Below are 15444 nucleotides of genomic sequence, written 5' to 3'. Positions count from 1 at the left end.
GCGAGCGGAGGTCGAGACGATGTCAAGCCTCCGGCGCCGATTTACCTAGCTTTTCTAGTCTTCTAGGTATGAACGCAACAGCTCAGTGGCGGGGCGCCGACCTCGCGCGTCAGATCGTCGTCCTCTCCGCGGTGTCGTTCATGCTCATCGCGGCCGTGATCGGCGCGGGAGCCTTCGGCAACACGGCCGTCGAGGATCAGCAGGGCGGGGCCCTCAGCACGAGCGGGTCGTACCTCGCGCCGGCCGGCCCGGCCTTCTCGATCTGGTCGATCATCTACCTCGGCCTGATCGTCTACGCGATCTGGCAGGCCCTCCCCCGCCAGCGCACGAACCCGCGCCAGCGCGCGCTCGGCTGGCTCATCGCGCTCACGATGACCCTCAACGGTCTCTGGCTCGTCGCGGCGCGCTTCGGCACCCTCTTCCTCACCGTCGTCGTGATCGTGCTGCTGCTCGCCGCCCTCGGCTGGACGTTCCGCGTCGCCGTCGCCACGCGCGAACCGCGCGGCGGAGTCGTCGACTCCGTGCTCATCGACGGCGTGACGGGCCTGCACCTCGGCTGGGTGACCCTCGCCACCGTCGCCAACACCGCCGCGTGGCTCACCACCGTGGTCCCCGCCGAGTGGGAGAACGCGGCGGACGCGATCGGCATCGCCGTGCTGATCGTCGTGGCGCTCATCGGGCTCGCGATCGCGTGGCGCAGCTCGTGGCGCGTGGCCCCCGCCCTCGCCCTCGCCTGGGGCCTCAGCTGGTTGGCGGTCGAACGCTTCGGCGGGGAGCCCCAGAGCGCCCCGATCGGGGTGACGGCGATCATCGTCGCCGTCGTCGTGCTCCTGCCCCCGGCGATCGTCAGCGTGCTGCGCCTGGTGCGCCCGAGCGTCGACTGATCGACGGCGGGCGGGTCTGAGGGGCCCGTCGCCGCGGACGACCGCCCTCAGCCGCGACCGAGGTCGATCTGCCGCTGGATCTCCTCGCGGGCGCGACCGAGTTCGCTGTCGGGACGGTGGCGGGGCGCGCCCCATCCTCCGCCGGAACGGTTGACCGCAAGGGCTACGAGGAAGGCGACCGCGAGCACCAGAAGGCCTCCGGTCGAGAGGGCGGCGACGAGTCCGGCAGTCATGGGGTCTCCTTCGTGAGGGGACTCCTCACGCTCCCAGCCGATGCGCGGGCCGTCAACCCCGATCACGCCGTGAGCTCGACCACCACCGCCTGCTGGGGGTTCTGGACGGGGGGACGCACCCCGACGACGGCCAGCTGCCGCCCGGTGAGCACGGTGTCGTGGTGCGCCCAGGGCAGCGGCGATTGCGCAGGATCCTGCACGAGTCCGCCCGGCGTGACGAGCCGCACGCGGTAGGCGCGATCGGGGTCGAGGCCGGGAAGGCGCACGCGCCCCGCGGGAGAGGCGATGAGGGTCTGCGTCTGCGCGATTGTAAAGAACGCGTGGTCGCGCTCGGCCGAGACCACGCCCCGCACGTCGAGACCGGGGTCGGTCGTGTCGACGTTCACGAGGCGTCCGGTCGCCACGAGCGGACGCACGCGGCGCGCGAGCGCCACCCATTCGCCCACGAGCGCTCGATCGTCGTCCGAGAGCGTCGTGAGGTCCCACTCGATACCGAAGTGCCCGAACAGCGCGACCGCTCCGCTGAACGCGAGCGAGACGGTCCGCCCCGTGGAGTGGACGTGCGGGGTGGTCAGGTGCATGCCCATCATCTCGGGCGGCACGACCAGCGCGGTGTGGCGCTGCGTCTCGAGCCGCTCGACCGGATCGAGGCAGTCGCTCGTCCAGATGCGGTCGGTGCGATCCAGGATGCCGAGATCCACGCGCGCTCCCCCCGAGGCGCAGCTCTCGATCTCGAGGCCGGGGAACGCCGCCTTCAGCTCGTCGATCAGCCGGTACACGGCGAGCGTGTGCGCGTGCACGGCCGAGCCGCCGCCGGGTCCGGTGGCGGCATCCACGAGGTCGCGGTTGTGGTCCCACTTGACGTACGCGATCGGGTAGGCGCGCAGCACCTCGGTCATGCGGTCGCGCAGGTAGGTGTACGCGTCGGGGTGGGCGAGGTTCAGCACCTGCTGCTGGCGGGCGGAGGGCGGCAGTTCGTCGCGACCGCGGAGGATCCACTCGGGGTGTGCGCGCGCGACGTCGCTGTCGGGGTTGACCATCTCGGGCTCGAACCACAGGCCGAACTCCATGCCGCGCGCGACGACGTGGTCGGCGAGCGGGGTGAGCCCCTCGGGCCAGACGCCCTCGTCGACGTACCAGTCGCCCAGGCCCGCGGTGTCGTCGCGGCGGTGGCGGAACCACCCGTCGTCGAGCACGTACCTCTCCACGCCGATGTCCGCCGCGACGTCGGCGAGCGCGAGGAGCTTCGGCAGCCGGTGGTCGAAGTACACCGCCTCCCAGGTGTTGAGGGTGATCGGCCGGGGACGGCGCGGGTGCTGCGGACGCGCGCGCCAGGTGGTGTGGAAGCGCGCGGCCAGCTCGTCGAGCCCGTCGCCCCACGACCCGTAGACGATCGGGGACGACGCCTCCTCGCCCGGCGCGAGCGAGATCTCGCCCCAGGGCGACATCTCGCCGCCCGCGAGAAGGGCCTCGCCCAGGGGGAGGCGCTCGGCGAACACGCGCTGGTTTCCGCTCCAGCCGACGTGGATGCCGTGCACGAGTCCGCTCTCGAACCCGAACCCGGGGCGCCCCGCGGCCAGCAGCAGCGTGGCGTCGGCGCCGGGCCGCCCGCGGCGGCTCTCGCGCAGGTGCGTGCCGAAGGTGAACGCGTGGCGCTGCGCGGAACGCTCGCGCAGGTGCCGGCCCGTGGTGTCGAGGATCTCGGTCGCGTCCCATGGAACGGGGAAGGTGGGCTGCAGCGTCTGGACGATCAGGTCGTCGGAGCCGTCGTTGACGACCGTGAGCTGTTGGGTGAAGAGCCCCGCGGCATCCACTCGCAGCTCGGCGCGCAGGCGCAGCGCGCGCTGCTCGTCGACGAGGTGCAGCGTCAGCGCCCCGTCGGAGGAGTCGACGGATGCCAGGGAGACGACCGTTCCCTGCACGACACCGCCGCGCCCGCCCTCGTATCCCGGTGCGCCCGGCCAGCCGGCCGCCGCGGTCGGGACGATCGTGAGCCGGGGCGTCTGGTCGATCCCGCCCGAGACGCGCTGCGGCTGCGCCGCGACGATCATCGACGTCAGGTCGTCGGCGGAGAGCTCGCCGAGGTCGGGGCCCCAGTGGATGATCGCCGGGGCGGGCTGCGCGGTGAGGTCGACGACGACGCTCGTCCCGCCGCCTCGCAGGTGGACGGCGTGCTCGAGGGGATGCGGCATGGCATTATTTTTATCACGGAACATATTGCGCGGAGCGAGGGGGTGCTCGATGCTCACCGACAGCGAGGCCGCCGTCGCGCGGGAGGTGCTGATCCACGGACCGCTGTCGCGCCGCGCCCTCGCCGCGCGCCTGCATCTGTCCCCCGCGAGCCTGACCCGACTCGCCCGCCCCCTGCTCGACGCGGGGCTGCTCGTCGAGCGCGACGACGAGATCGACGGATCGGTGGGCCGCCCCTCGCGCCCCCTCGACATCTCCCCCGCGGCGGGCGCCTTCGTCGGCGTGAAACTCACCGGCGAGCGCCTGTACCTCGCCGTGACCGACATCCGCGCGGAGCTGCTCGACCGGGCCGAACTCCCCCTCGACGACCTCTCCCCCGAGGGGGTCGCCGCCGCGATCGTCGCCGCCGTCGCGGCCGTCGACCGTGACGACATCCGGGGCGTCGGTGCGAGCCTGGGCGGTCACGTCGCCGACGGGATCGCCGTCGACGCCCCCTTCCTCGGGTGGCGAGACGTCCCCTTCGCCCGGATGCTCTCCGAACGGCTCGACACCCCGGTCGCGCTCGAGAACGACGTGGTCGCCCTCGCCGAGGCCGAGCGATGGTTCGGGGTGGGGCGCGGCATCCCCGGATTCGCCGTGGTCACCATCGGGGCGGGCGTCGGTCTCGGTCTCGTCGTCGACGGCCGCACCGTCCGTACGCCCGATGCCGGCATCGGCACCGTCGGCCACCTGACGCTGCGCGCCGACGGACCCGTCTGCGCACAGGGCCACCGCGGCTGCGCCGATGCCCTGCTGACCACCACCGCGATCGCGGCGCGCGTGTCGACGGCCCTCGGGCGCGAGGTCGGCTTCGACAGGGCGCTCTCCCTCGCGCGGGAGGGAGAGCGCCCGGCCCGCGATGCCTTCGACGACGCGGGCGACGCCCTCGGCACGCTGTGCGCCCTCGCGGCGACCCTGTCGTTGCAGTCCGACGTCGTGCTCGCCGGAGAGGGGATGGACGCGTTCGATCTCCTGCGTGAACGCACGGAGGCGGCGATCTCGCGGATCCGCCCGCCCTCGGCATCCGCCGTCTCGCTCCACCCCGACGACGCCGGCTTCACCGCGTGGGCCCGGGGAGCCGCGGCGGTGGCCATCCAGGCGGCGATGGGCCGCCTTCCGCTCCCCCGCTGACGACCCGCCCGGTGGGGCGGGACCGCTCAGAGCGCCGGAGCGACGATCGCGCAGGCTCCCGCGGGCACCGAGAGACCGACGCCGTCGAGCACCACTCCCTCGGCGGTGGCCAGGAGCACGCGCGACCCGGAGGCGACGGATGCCGCGGCCTCGGCATCCGAGAGGTTCACGACCACGACGAGGTCGCCTCGACGCAGCTCGTACACGCGCCCGCCCTCGGCCTCGCGCGCGGCGGCCGAGAGGCCCTCGCGCGAGGGGTCGGTGAGCTCGGGCCGCTCGCGCCGGATCTTCGCCAGCTCGCGGTACAGACCGAGCAGCTGGGCGTGATCGCCCTCTCCGACCTCGTCCCAGTCGAGCTTCGAGTTCTCGAACGTCGAGGGGTCCTGGGGGTCGGGCACGGAGTCCTCGTCCCAGCCCATCTTCGCGAACTCGGCGATGCGCCCCTCAGCGGTGGCCTTGCCGAGCTCGGGCTCGGGGTGCGAGGTGAAGAACTGCCACGGGGTCGTGGCGCCCCACTCCTCGCCCATGAACAGCATCGGCGTTCCCGGGGCGGTGAGGGTCAGCACGGCGGCGGCGGCGAGCCGGTCGTAGCCGAGCGACTGCGACAGACGGTCTCCGGCGGCTCGATTGCCGATCTGGTCGTGGTCCTGCGCGAAGGTGACGAGGCGCCAGTTCGGCACGTCGTCGGGGATGGGCTTGCCGTGCTTCTCTTCGCGGAACGACGAATAGGTGCCGTCGTGGAAGAAGCCGCCCTCGCTGACCTTCCGGAACGCGTCCAGGTCGGCGAAGTCCTCGTAGTACCCGATCGTCTCGCCGGTGAGCGCGACGTGCGCGGTGTGGTGCCAGTCGTCCGACCACTGCGCCGTCAGCCCGTAGCCGCCGGCCTCGCGCGGCAGGATGAGCTTCGGATCGTTCATGTCGCTCTCGGCGATGGTCGTGAGCGGGATGCCGCGGTGCGCCGACAGGGCGTCGGTGCGCTCCGCGATCTCCTGCAGCACGTGCGGCTCGCGGTGGTCGAGCAGGGCGTGCACGGCGTCGAGGCGCAGACCGTCGACGTGGTAGTCGCTCATCCACATCAGCGCGTTGTCGACGATGTAGGCGCGCACGGCGTCCTCGTCGAGGTTGACCGAGTCGCCCCACGTGTTGCGGCTGCCCTCGCGCAGGTACTCCCCGAACTCGGGCAGGTAGTTCCCCGAGGGGCCGAGGTGGTTGTAGACGACGTCCTGGATGACGGCGAGGCCCGCCGCGTGGGCCGCGTCGACGAAGCGCTGGTACGCCTCGGGGCCGCCGTAGCCCTCATGCACGGTGTACCAGAGCACCCCGTCGTAGCCCCAGTTCCAGGTGCCGTTGAAGCCGTTCACCGGGAGCAGCTCGACGTGGGTCACGCCGAGGTCGACGAGGTGGTCGAGGCGGCCGATCGCGGCGTCCAGGGTCCCCTCGGGGGTGAAGGTGCCCAGGTGCAGCTCGTAGATCAGGCCCCCGGCGAGCTGCCGACCCGTCCACGCGTCGTCGTTCCACGCGTAGACCGAGGCGTCGAACCACGCCGAGGCCTCGTGCACGCCGCCCGGCTGCCGCCGCGAGCGCGGGTCGGGACGCAGGTCGTCGCCGTCGCCCAGCACGAAGCCGTACCGTTCACCGTCGGCGAGGTCGACCGGGGCGGTCCACCACCCGTCCGCGGCGGACTCCATCTCGATGTCCTCGACGACGGCATCCCCGCTGTCATCCAGCCGGCGCAGTCGCACCCGCTCCGCCTTCGGTGCCCAGACGTCGATGCTCATGAGGTGTTCCTTTTCGCGTGAGGTGCCAAGAAGTGTCGCTGCGGGGACGCGTGAGGCGACACTTCTCGGCACCTCGCGCGCTCGCGGTCAGAAGATCAGCAGGGCGACCGGGAGGAACGCCAGCAGATCGGAGAGAGGGGTCGCGTCGCCGGCGAACGAGCGGCCGGTCAGTACGTCGACCACGGGCGTGTCGGGCAGCAGCACGACCGTGTCGCGCCACCCGCCCGCGGCCTTCAGCCCGTGCGGCAGGCGCGTCGCGACGGTGAACACGCCCCCGCGGTCGAACGCCACGACATGAGCGGATGCCACTCCCGCGGCCTCCAACGGACGGTAGATCTCGAGCGGGTGCTCTCGGCGCAGGCGCAGGGCGCGCGAGGTGACGAGGAGCTTGGCCGCACCCGTGGCGTCCACCGCCGGGAACGAGGCGCCGGGCGCGTCGAGCGCGTCGAGCAGGCGTCGGCGCTCGGCGAAGTCCACCGCGCGGCGGTTGTCGGGGTCGACGAGGGACTGCTCCCACAGTTCCGAGCCCTGGTAGACGTCGGGGACGCCCGGACCCATGATCTGCAGCAGCTTGGCCGACAGGCCGTTCGACCAGCCCGCGGGCGAGATCTCGTCGACGAACGCGCGTACGCGCTCGGCGGCGGGGCCGGTGGCCGCGTCGACGACCGCGTGCATGCGCTCCTCGAAGGCCTCGTCCTGCTCCCACCAGCCGGTGACCTCGCTCGCTTCGCGTGCCGCCTTCTCGGCGTACGCGTGCAGGCGCTCGCGGTAGACCTTCAGGCCCTCGGGCGTCGAGGCCGAGGCGGGCCAGGCACCCACGATGGCCTGCCACAGCAGGTTGTCGAAGGGGCCGTGTCCGGTCGAGGCGATGCCCTGGAACTCCGCGAGCCGCGCGGCCCAGGTCTCGGGGATCTCCGCGAGCACCGCGATGCGGGCGCGCGTGTCTTCGCCGCGCTTGGTGTCGTGCGTCGACAGCGTGGTCATGGCGGTGGGCCACGACGCGTGCCGCTGCGCCTGAGCGGTGTGGAACCCGGCGACGTCGAGCGAGAACTCGCCCGGGTCGCCGCCGACCTCGGTGAGCGAGCCCAGCCGCGTGTAGCGGTAGAACGCCGTGTCTTCGACGCCCTTGGCCATCACCGGCCCGGTCGTCTGCTGGAACCGCCACGCGACCTCGAGACCCGTGTCGGCGAGGACCGGTACGAGCTTCTCGATGACGTCGCCGAGCTCGGGGCGGCGCACCTCGGCCTCGCCCGCGGCGGCGTCGAGGTGCGCGCGGCCGGCCGGGAGGTAGGAGCGGTAGACGGGGAAGCACGCGAGGATCTCGGCGAGCGCGTCCTGCAGGACGTCGGCCTCGAACTCCTCGCGCAGCGCCGCCGGCAGGCCCCGGACGAGGCGGCGGATCTCCGACACCTGGATCGAGTCGGCGATCTTCCGCTTGGTGTCGTGGATCAGGTCGTGCCACCCGGTGAGCGGCGCGAGGTCGCTGTCGACGCGCAGCCGCGCGTCGAGGGCGTCGAGCGCCGCCTCGCCCGCGGGATCGGTGAGGACGCGGTCGATCTCGGCGAGCGCGTCGTACCCGGTCGTGCCGGCGGTCTTCCACCACGAGGGCAGCGCCTCGCCGTGCTCGAGGATCTTCTCGCCGAGCACGTACCCGACCTCGCCGTCGCCGGCCTCCTCGAGCGCGACGGCGAGCCGGTCGAGGTACCCGCCGGGGTCGACGAGACCGTCGGGGTGGTCCACGCGCAGGCCGTCGGCGAGTCCCTCGCGCACCCAGCGCAGGATCTCTGCGTGCGTGGCGTCGAACACCTCGGGCAGCTCCACGCGCACGCCCGCGAGGGTCGTCACGGCGAAGAAGCGCCGGTAGTTGAGGTCGTCGGCCTCGTCCTGCCAGAACCGCAGCTCGAAGTTCTGCACGGCGAGCAGCTGTTCGATCGCGGGCCGCGAGCCCGAGGCCGCGGCATCCGTCCCCGTTCCCGGCGCGACAGGGAAGGCGTGCTCGTAGTACCGGATCAGGCCGTCGGGCGCATCGTCCGCGGGCGTCGGGTCGTACGAGATCTCGCCGATCTCGTCGGCCAGGTCGGCGCCCAGGATCGGCACCCGCACCTTGCCGTCGCCGAACTCCCAGTCGATGTCGAACGACTCGGCGTGCGCCGAGGCGCGGCCCTGACGCAGCACGTCCCACCACCACGCGTTGGCGCGCGGCTCCGAGACGCCCATGTGGTTGGGCACGATGTCGATCAGGATGCCGAGCTCCGCGCCGCGGGCGGCGCGGACGAACGTGTCGAGCCCCTCGGCGCCGCCGCGGGCGGGGTCCACGCGCGAGACGTCGACGACGTCGTAGCCGTGGTCCGACCCCGGGGTGGCTTCGAGCAACGGCGAGAGGTACGCCCACGAGACCCCGAGGTCACGGAGGTATCCCGTGACCTCGGCGGCGTCGTCGAGGGTGAAGCTGTCGCGGATCTGCAGGCGGTAGGTCGAAAGCGGATGCCGCATCTCGCTCACATCTCCGGCTTGGGGGCTTGTCCGGGCAGGTCGTCGGTGCCGATCACCTGGATCTGCGCGGTGAGCGAGGCGGCGACGGAGTGGTCGACCTCGGGCTCGGGCAGGTGGTGCTCGCGCAGGACCATGAGCGACTTCGGCTCCAGGGGGAGCGTCTCGCCGGGGTTGAGCGGCTCGGTGTTGGCCCGCTCCCCCGCCGTGTCGACGTACGCGTCCCACTTGGGGGCGTACTCGAAGTCGGGCAGCCGGAAGTCGACCTTGTCGTCACCGGCATTGAAGAGCACGAGGAAGTGGTCGTCGCTGATCGACTCTCCGCGACGGTCGCGCTCGCGGATGCCCTGGCCGTTGAGGAAGACCCCCACGGCGAGACCGAAGCCGTTGTCCCAGTCCTCGGGCTGCATGAGCGAGCCGTCGGGCCGCGTCCAGACCACGTCGGGGATCGGCGCACCCTCCTCCATCTTCACGGGGCGGCCGTCGAAGAAGCGGCTGCGACGGAAGGTGGGGTGCTGCTTGCGCAGTCGCGCGAGGGCCGCGGTGAACTCGATGAGCGGGGTGTCGACGTTCGACCAGTCCACCCAGGTGATCTCGTTGTCCTGGGCGTAGCCGTTGTTGTTGCCGCCCTGCGTGCGACCGAGCTCGTCGCCGTGCAGCAGCATCGGCACGCCCTGGCTGAGCAGCAGCGTCGCGATGAAGTTGCGCTGCTGCTGGGCCCGGCGCTTCAGCACCTCGGGGTCGTCGGTGGGACCTTCGACGCCCATGTTGCTGGAGCGGTTGTGCGATTCGCCGTCGTTGTTGTCCTCGCCGTTGGCGTCGTTGTGCTTCTCGTTGTACGACACGAGGTCGCGCAGGGTGAAGCCGTCGTGCGCGGTGACGAAGTTGATGGATGCCACCGGGAACCGGCCGGAGTGCTCGTACAGGTCGGCCGAGCCGGTCAGGCGCGAGGCGAACTCGCCGAGGGCCTGCGGCTCACCGCGCCAGAAGTCGCGGACCGTGTCGCGGTACTTGCCGTTCCACTCCGTCCACTGGGGCGGGAAGTTGCCGACCTGGTAGCCGCCGGGGCCTACGTCCCACGGCTCGGCGATGAGCTTGACCTGCGAGACGATCGGGTCCTGTTGCACGAGCTCGAAGAAGGCCGCGAGGCGGTCGACCTCGTAGAACTCGCGGGCGAGGGTGGATGCCAGGTCGAAGCGGAATCCGTCGACGTGCATCTCCAGCACCCAGTACCGCAGGGAGTCCATGATCAGCTGCAGCGTGTGGGGGTTGCCCACGTTCATGCTGTTGCCGGTGCCGGTGTAGTCGGTGTAGTAGCGCTTGTCGTCGTCTTCGAGGCGGTAGTACGCCTCGTTGTCGATGCCGCGCATCGAGAGGGTCGGGCCCATGTGGTTGCCCTCGGCGGTGTGGTTGTAGACCACGTCGAGGATGACCTCGATGCCGGCGGCGTGCAGGGCCTTGACCATCGCCTTGAACTCCTGCACCTGCTGACCGTGGTCGCCGGTCGAGGAGTAGGTGTTCTGCGGGGCGAGGAACGCGATGGTGTTGTAGCCCCAGTAGTTCGACAGCCCCTTCTCCTCGAGGGTGGAGTCGTTGACGAACTGGTGCACGGGCATGAGCTCGATCGCGGTGACGCCGAGCTTGCGCAGGTGGTCGATGACGGCCGGGTGCGCGATGCCGGCGTAGGTGCCGCGCAGCTCCTCGGGCACGTCGGGGTGCAGCTGAGTGAGGCCCTTGACGTGCGCCTCGTAGATGAAGCTCTCGGCGTAGGGGATCTTGGGCTGACGGTCGCCCGACCAGTCGTAGAACGGGTTGATGACCACGCCCTTCATCATGTGCGGGGCGGAGTCCTCGTCGTTGAACGAATCGGGGTCGCCGAACTCGTAGCTGAAGACGGGCTGTCCCCAGTCGATCTGGCCCTCGACGGCCTTGGCGTACGGGTCGAGCAGCAGCTTCGCGGGGTTGAAGCGCTTGCCGTTCGCGGGGTCGTACTCCCCGTGCACGCGGTAGCCGTAGCGCTGCCCCGGCTGGATGTTGGGGAGGTAGGCGTGCCAGACGTACGCGTCGACGTCGATCAGCTCGACGCACGTCTCCGTCCCGTCCTCGTCGAAGAGGCAGAGCTCGACTTTCTCGGCCCCCTCGCTGAACAGGGCGAAGTTCGTCCCGTTACCGTCGTAAGTGGCCCCGAGGGGATAACTGGATCCTGGCCATACCTGCTGCACGTCGCTCACGATAGACCAGCGTCGTTTCCGCGAACCGACGGGGTCGGGCCTGTTGACACCCGCCCCACCCCCGACTATGCGCGCGGGTCTCTATGCACGTTCGGGCGGATGCCGCAGCAGCTCGATCCGCTCGTCGAGGTAGCGCGCGAGCGGCATCCAGCCCCCGGCCGCGCTCCACCGCACGAGCGCGTCGCCCTCGCGCAGGGCGAGCGGCCGCGACGCCGCGTCGAGGGCGGAGAGATCGATCGGATGCCACCCGAGGTGCACCGTCTCGCCCTCAGGTACGCCGCCGCGCGCGGCCGCCGCCGCGAGTTCGGCCCGGCGACGCTGGGATTCGGCGGCGAATCCGCGCCGCACCTCCGCGCGGGAGCGCACGATGTCGCCGGTCGCGAGCACCGCGTCGTCGGTCAGCAGCAGGACGCCGAGATGCCACGCGGTGCCGCGGGGCACGATGCGGGCGGCGCGCGGGATGCCGAGGAAGCGGCGCCCCTCCTGGAGGTCGCCGAGGCGTTCGCGCGGCGCGTCGACGAGACGCTCCCGCGCGGAGGCGAACAGGGCGGCGGCGTCGGTGTCTGTCCCGGTCATGCGTCGTCCCCCGCGTCTCGAGCCGCCTCCGCGCGTTCGAGGGTGCGCAGCGCCTCGCGCACGGCGGTCTCGGCGTCGTGTCTCGCGCTCTCGCGCTCGCGCTGCTCCTGGTCCGCCGCGGCGGCCTCGGCCTCGACCCGGCGCAGCTCCGCGCGCAGACCGTCGACGCGCGCGTGGACGCGGTCGGCGTGCTCGCGCGCGGCGGCGAGGCGCGTGTCCGCGGTGGATCGCGCGCGCTCGGCCTCCGCCCGGGCGCGTTCGGCCTCGCGCACCGCCCGCTCCGCGGCCTTGCGCGCACGGCGTGCGGCGAGGTCGTCGCGCGGCGCCTGCTCCGGGGCCGGGACGGCGTCGGGCACCGATCCGGCGACCGCGTCGAGGAGCGACCGCGGGTCGAGGGCGGCCAGGTCGATCGCGGCGACGAGCCGCCCCGTCAGCACGGCCGCCGCGACGGCCGGATCGACCACGGCCGCGTTGACGGTCTTCTCGACCGCGTCCGTCACCGCCGCGCTCAGCGGCGTCCCCGCCTCGGAGGCCAGATCGCCCGCGCGCCGCGCGAGCGCGGTCACCAGCTGCCGGCGCTGCCGTCCCAGTCGGGCCAGCTCCGCGGCATCCAGATCGTCCTGCGCCTCGTGCAGGGCCCGCGAGAGCTCGACGGCTTCGCCGAGCTGTCCGTCGCGCACGAGCAGGTTGACCGCCCACGCGGCGACCGTGGGCTTGCGCAGCTTCGCGATGCGGCGGCCAAGGTCGCCCCCGGCGGACGCGGCCCGCTCCGCGCGCGCGGCGGTGAAGCGGGAGGGAGGCAGAGCGAGCAGTTCGGCGGCGGCCTCGTCGAGGCGGGCGGCGTCGTCGCTCATCCCCCCATTGTGCCCGTCGTGTCGCACCGGCGCGGCGACGCGGCCCCTCAGAGCGAGACGATCCCGGGCCGCGGTCCGCGGATCTCGCGGTGCAGCCGCTCCATCCGGGCATCGAGTTCGGCCGCGGTGTCGGCGGCGTTCTTCAGCTCGGCGAGCAAGTCGTCGGGGACGAGGCGGTCGTACTTGTAGTAGATCTTGTGCTCGAGGCTCGCCCAGAAATCCATGGCGATCGTGCGGAACTGCACCTCGACCGGCACGTCGACCCGCCCCGTCGACAGGTACACCGGCACCTCGACGATCACGTGCAGGCTCTTATACCCGTTGGCCTTCGGCTCGGCGATGTAGTCCTTGACGTCGCGCACCGTGATGTCGTCCTGCCGCGTCAGCAGCTCGGACAGGCGGTAGGCGTCGTCGACGAAGCTGCACGTGATGCGGATCCCGGCGATGTCGGTGATCGCCGCGCGGATGGAGTCGAAGTCGGTCTCGATCCCCTTGCGCCGCACCTTGTCGACGAGGCTGTCCGGCGACTTCACTCGACTTGAGACGTGCTCGATCGGGTTGTAGGAGTGCATCTCCTGGAACTCTTCGCGCAAGATCGAGATCTTCGTCTCGACCTCGGCGAGCCCGAAGCGGTACTCCATGAGGAAGCGTTGGAACTCGTCGCGCAACGCTCGCAGGGCGGCACCGGAGACGGTGATCTGCTGATCGTCCAGCGGGTCCGACATGCTCCGACGCTAACCCCGACGACTACGAGGTCGCTGGGAGCGTCACGCGGGAGGTCCGGGGCGCGGCGGCTCGGAGGCCCGCGGGACGAGCTCGCCGTCCACGACGTCGATACCGATCAGACCCTGGAAGACCTCGGGGAGATCATCGGGTTCGCCCGCCGGTTCGGGATTCCGAGGGGTGGGGGGATGTGTCACGGCGCCTCCTTCCGTGCAATCCCTCCACTGTGTCAGGGGACGGCCGCGCGAGCGGTGGTCTTGACACCGGATCGGGGGCGGCGTATCCCGAGGCGCCCTGGCGTATCGTGAAGCCCATGGGGACCATTCACTACGGCGGAAGCGGCACCACGGTGCACATCGAGGACCGCGCTCTGGCCCACCTGAAAGTCGTGATCTCGACCAAGCTCCGCCGCGGCGAGAGCTTCACCCTGTCGTGGCGACACCGCGACGACGAGGAGCGCGGACGCAGCACCCTGTGGCTGCACCCCGCCATCCCCCTGCGCTTCGTGTTCGACGACGCCGAGCCGACCACCCTGAGCCGGGAGTGGATCGAGCGTCTCGCCGACTCCGCGAACTCCTCCGGCGGCATCATGCTCGTCCCCGAGGACGTCACGCCCGCCCAGGACGCCGAGAAGCGCTAGGGGTCAGCCCTCTTCGACGTGGGCGTCTTCGCTCGGCTCGGGCGTGATGGCCAGACCGTTGGGGCCGGATGCCGCGAGCATGAGGTCTTCGACCCAGACGCGGTTGATGCGGGGCTGCCGGCTGCCGTAGAAGTGGAACTGGATCGGCACGGAGGGGTGCATCCAGAAGCTGCGACGGCCGCTGCCGTCGCCGACCTCGACGTCGAACATGAACGACTCCGAGCGGCGCAGCTTGTTCATCACCACGATGCGCAGGTGCGCGAGCGTGCGGTCATCGATGTCGACGGCGTTCGCGACGGTGTCGTAGATGAATCGGCCCATGCGCAGAAGCCTAGTCGAGGAACGCAGCGTCGTCCGTGAAGCGCGTCGCCCCCGATCGCCGACCACGGCGGGCACGCCCGGGATGCCACGCCCCCGCGCGCTGGGCAACCCCGGCCCCCGGAGGGCGTGGGGGCGACTAACGTGCCCGTGTGGGAACGCTCTACTACGGCGACGTCGCTACGCCGATCGAGATCGAGGACCGTGCTCTCGCGCACGTCAAGGTGGTCATCGCGACCAAGCTCCGGCGGGGGGAGAGCTTCACCCTGTCGTGGACGCACGGTCCCGGTCAGGAGGTGGGCCGCAGCACGGTCTGGCTGCACCCGTCGATCCCGCTGCGGTTCGTGTTCGACGACCCCGAGCCCGCGCTGCTCAGCCGGGCGTGGATCGAAGCCCTCGCGACGTCGGCGAACTCGTCCGGTGGCCTGCTCCTCGTCCCCGAGCCGGATCATCCCGGCGCCTGAGTCAGACGAGCGGCTGGTCGAGGATCTCGCGAGCGCCCTCTTCGACGGCGGTGGGGACGACCAGCGGCCGACCGGCCGAGAAGGCCTCCCACTCGCGCAGCACGACGGCCTCGATGTGCGCGGGGTCCTCGTCGGGGTAGTCCGCGCGCAGACGATCGATCACCCCGCGGAACGAGGCGACCTCGACCCCGTCGACCACGTGCACGACCTCGGACGCGCGCGCGGACGGCATCCGATCCGCCGCGCTCTCGTCCATGACCTCATGGTTTCACGACCGCGCCGGGCGGCCTAATGCTGCGCGGGAAAGAAGGCCGCCTACCTTCTTAGGGGCCGTTGCTTCCCGCGCGGTCGCGACGGCTTCAGCGAGCGGCCTCGGCGTCGACCGGGTGCGGGTCGACCTGGTCGACGGCATCCTGGAGGCGCCCCAGGCAGGCGATGACCGCGGAGCTCTCTTCGGGGGTCATGTCGACGACGGCCGCCATCATGCGCGCGTGCATCGCCCCCAGGGTGGCGCGCACTTCTTCGTCGCTCGCGGCGGTCGCGACGATGAAGATGCTGCGCCGGTCGCTCGGGTGCGGCACGCGCGTGACGTGGCCCGACTTCTCGAGCCGATCGACGATCGCGGTCGTCGACGCCGTGGAGACGCCGAGATAGCGGGTGAGCTCGCTCGGCGACACCTGGCGATTCTGGCCGGCGGCCTTCAACAGGTAGCGCAGGACGAGCAGCTCGTTCTCGCCCATCGACATGGACTCGCGCGTGCGCCGGCGCATCGCGACCTAGGCGGCGCGGTAGACGCGGAACGCCTGCAGCACGTCGACGGCCCGGCGACGACGGTCTTCTTCGCTCGCGCCGTACCAGTAGCGCGACGTCTCGGACCCGTTTTCCACCAGGGC

At 71.6% G+C, this 15444-nt stretch carries 16 protein-coding genes; 4 read left to right on the top strand and 12 right to left on the bottom strand.

The features are described from left to right. Positions 1 to 68 precede the first annotated feature (68 nt). Positions 69 to 884, top strand: coding sequence for a tryptophan-rich sensory protein (locus tag AB1K56_RS10035; RefSeq protein ID WP_371205529.1), 816 nt, complete (start codon positions 69 to 71; stop codon positions 882 to 884). Between the two features lie 47 nt (positions 885 to 931). On the opposite strand, the gene AB1K56_RS10030 is transcribed toward AB1K56_RS10035, so the two are convergent. Together AB1K56_RS10030 and AB1K56_RS10025 are read right to left on the bottom strand one after the other, a co-directional pair. Continuing rightward, positions 932 to 1117: a hypothetical protein gene (locus AB1K56_RS10030; RefSeq protein ID WP_264629915.1), complete on the bottom strand. Its 186-nt coding sequence runs from the start codon at positions 1115 to 1117 to the stop codon at positions 932 to 934. Between the two features lie 62 nt (positions 1118 to 1179). Beyond that, entirely contained in the window at positions 1180 to 3309 is a 2130-nt protein-coding gene (locus tag AB1K56_RS10025) for an alpha-galactosidase (protein ID WP_371205528.1), read from the bottom strand. A 49-nt stretch (positions 3310 to 3358) separates the two neighbouring features. Here AB1K56_RS10025 and AB1K56_RS10020 point away from each other — a divergent pair, with 49 nt between their 5' ends. Next, positions 3359 to 4477, top strand: coding sequence for an ROK family protein (locus AB1K56_RS10020; RefSeq protein ID WP_371205527.1), 1119 nt, complete (start codon positions 3359 to 3361; stop codon positions 4475 to 4477). A gap of 26 nt (positions 4478 to 4503) precedes the next feature. Here the strand turns inward: AB1K56_RS10020 and treZ are convergent, their stop codons facing one another. The 7 genes from treZ to AB1K56_RS09985 all read right to left on the bottom strand — a co-directional run bounded on the left by treZ (position 4504) and on the right by AB1K56_RS09985 (position 13326). Further along, positions 4504 to 6327 carry a malto-oligosyltrehalose trehalohydrolase gene (gene treZ, locus AB1K56_RS10015; protein ID WP_371205526.1) on the bottom strand — a complete coding sequence of 608 codons (1824 nt, stop codon included), beginning with the start codon at positions 6325 to 6327 and terminating at the stop codon, positions 4504 to 4506. 15 nt (positions 6328 to 6342) lie between these two features. Further along, a complete protein-coding gene (gene treY / locus AB1K56_RS10010; RefSeq protein WP_371205525.1) occupies positions 6343 to 8748 on the bottom strand; it encodes a malto-oligosyltrehalose synthase in 2406 nt (801 codons plus the stop codon). 5 nt (positions 8749 to 8753) lie between these two features. Further along, the gene (glgX, locus tag AB1K56_RS10005; RefSeq protein WP_371205524.1) at positions 8754 to 10976 is read right to left on the bottom strand and encodes a glycogen debranching protein GlgX; all 2223 of its coding nucleotides are present in this window, start codon (positions 10974 to 10976) and stop codon (positions 8754 to 8756) included. An 81-nt stretch (positions 10977 to 11057) separates the two neighbouring features. Then, positions 11058 to 11552, bottom strand: a complete 495-nt coding sequence (locus AB1K56_RS10000; protein ID WP_371205523.1) for a glutaminase — start codon at positions 11550 to 11552, stop codon at positions 11058 to 11060. Then, positions 11549 to 12406 carry a transposase gene (locus AB1K56_RS09995; protein WP_371205522.1) on the bottom strand — a complete coding sequence of 286 codons (858 nt, stop codon included), beginning with the start codon at positions 12404 to 12406 and terminating at the stop codon, positions 11549 to 11551. Before AB1K56_RS09995 ends, AB1K56_RS10000 begins: the two co-directional genes overlap by 4 nt. A 47-nt stretch (positions 12407 to 12453) precedes the next feature. Further along, the gene (locus AB1K56_RS09990) at positions 12454 to 13131 is read right to left on the bottom strand and encodes a GTP pyrophosphokinase family protein (RefSeq protein WP_371205521.1); all 678 of its coding nucleotides are present in this window, start codon (positions 13129 to 13131) and stop codon (positions 12454 to 12456) included. Between the two features lie 42 nt (positions 13132 to 13173). Continuing rightward, the gene (locus tag AB1K56_RS09985) at positions 13174 to 13326 is read right to left on the bottom strand and encodes a hypothetical protein (RefSeq protein ID WP_167494148.1); all 153 of its coding nucleotides are present in this window, start codon (positions 13324 to 13326) and stop codon (positions 13174 to 13176) included. Positions 13327 to 13442: 116 nt separating this feature from the next. Between AB1K56_RS09985 and AB1K56_RS09980 the strand changes: the two genes are divergently transcribed. Further along, positions 13443 to 13769: a hypothetical protein gene (locus AB1K56_RS09980; RefSeq protein ID WP_136586020.1), complete on the top strand. Its 327-nt coding sequence runs from the start codon at positions 13443 to 13445 to the stop codon at positions 13767 to 13769. Positions 13770 to 13772: 3 nt separating this feature from the next. On the opposite strand, the gene AB1K56_RS09975 is transcribed toward AB1K56_RS09980, so the two are convergent. Next, positions 13773 to 14090: a hypothetical protein gene (locus AB1K56_RS09975; protein WP_055959437.1), complete on the bottom strand. Its 318-nt coding sequence runs from the start codon at positions 14088 to 14090 to the stop codon at positions 13773 to 13775. A gap of 149 nt (positions 14091 to 14239) precedes the next feature. Between AB1K56_RS09975 and AB1K56_RS09970 the strand changes: the two genes are divergently transcribed. Then, the gene (locus AB1K56_RS09970) at positions 14240 to 14551 is read left to right on the top strand and encodes a hypothetical protein (RefSeq protein ID WP_136586021.1); all 312 of its coding nucleotides are present in this window, start codon (positions 14240 to 14242) and stop codon (positions 14549 to 14551) included. 1 nt (position 14552) lies between these two features. Here AB1K56_RS09970 and AB1K56_RS09965 read toward each other — a convergent pair whose 3' ends face one another. Together AB1K56_RS09965 and AB1K56_RS09960 are read right to left on the bottom strand one after the other, a co-directional pair. Further along, positions 14553 to 14807 (bottom strand): three-helix bundle dimerization domain-containing protein, encoded by a 255-nt coding sequence (locus AB1K56_RS09965; protein ID WP_371205520.1) that lies wholly within the window; start codon positions 14805 to 14807, stop codon positions 14553 to 14555. A 103-nt stretch (positions 14808 to 14910) separates the two neighbouring features. Further along, positions 14911 to 15321: a MarR family winged helix-turn-helix transcriptional regulator gene (locus AB1K56_RS09960; protein ID WP_371205519.1), complete on the bottom strand. Its 411-nt coding sequence runs from the start codon at positions 15319 to 15321 to the stop codon at positions 14911 to 14913. Positions 15322 to 15444 lie beyond the last annotated feature (123 nt).

Origin of the sequence: Microbacterium sp. BWR-S6Y (assembly GCF_041379845.1) — a bacterium.
GTDB lineage: Bacteria > Actinomycetota > Actinomycetes > Actinomycetales > Microbacteriaceae > Microbacterium > Microbacterium hydrothermale.
Note: the sequence above shows the minus strand (reverse complement) of the source record. Positions and strands in the feature narration are given on the sequence as shown.